The sequence below is a fragment of the Novipirellula galeiformis genome, assembly GCF_007860095.1.
Lineage (GTDB): Bacteria > Planctomycetota > Planctomycetia > Pirellulales > Pirellulaceae > Novipirellula > Novipirellula galeiformis.
Window position 1 is genome coordinate 1 of record NZ_SJPT01000029.1, and the last position, 1,035, is coordinate 1,035.

Genomic DNA, 1,035 nt, shown 5'->3' on the forward strand with positions numbered 1-1,035 from the left:
CGCAGCGGATCGACAGACTCGGGGCGCCCCGCGACCAGGCAAAATAACCGGCCAAAGTCGCCGACCAGTTCGCACCATGTCTTGGTGTCCAGTCCCAAACGCCTGAGCACCGGTGGTACATCGGCAGGTGTCCGGCCGTATTTGCCTGGAGCGATTTGGCGGGCGGTCCAGTCGAGTGTCTCCAGGTAGTCTTCGAGCGACATCGGTAGAAACCCTTTGTCGCTGCAGCGTTTTCCCGACCGACTCACACAGGGGCCAATCTCATCGGATCGCTCGTCGATCGAGACAGGTGCCAAGAAACGGTCACGCCGTTTTGCTGCCGGAACGACTTCGTCTCGATCAGAGGTGATCGACTCAATTCGCCGCTGAACCGAGGTGTGATCGCTCTGCTCAAGCGTCTTGGCCATCGCAGCACGAATCGGATTCAGGTCGACATAGGCCGCACAAGCCAACAGCGAGGCTTCGTCGACGATCCGAGTGGCGTGGAAGCGATCTTGGAAGAAGTGCCCCGATTCTTCGTCTTCGTGGTTCGCCCGCATTGCGACACGTTGGCAAAGCAGTCGCATCCACCAGCTGATACTGCTGAGCCGTTTGCGGATTTCGTCACATTTGACAGGGCATCCTGCGATCGACCGGATCTCCGCTTCGGTGGGCGGAAGGGGCTGGCCATCGGGACCTCGGCGATGCGGGCAGATCATCATCCACCGCCGTGCCACCTCGTTGTCGCTCCAGGTGGCAACCACGTCCGGCCGCGTGCGGAGGATCAAGTGGACATGGTTTGATAGTAAAGCAAACGCGAGAAGATCGACGCCAAAGCAATTCGCAAAGTGCGTCAAGTATTGTTCGATCCACTCTTTGCGATGGTCGAAGTTCTTGCCGGTGAAGGGATCATTGCCCATCAAGAAACATCGCCGCACGGTCCGGCTACAGATGTGGGCGATCGCAATTTCACCGGGATCAAAGACTTCCGAGCGTGTCAGACGAGCCACGATCACACCTCGCAAAACGGCAGCAGCAACAGGGTAACTGGCCAAC

General features: G+C 58.6%; 1 protein-coding gene. It reads right to left on the minus strand.

The window, feature by feature from the left end; genetic code table 11:
• The coding region (locus Pla52o_RS27625; RefSeq protein ID WP_231612689.1) for a transposase at window positions 1-989 on the minus strand (989 nt) is incomplete at its 3' end.
• Between the last annotated feature and the right edge of the window lie 46 nt (window positions 990-1,035).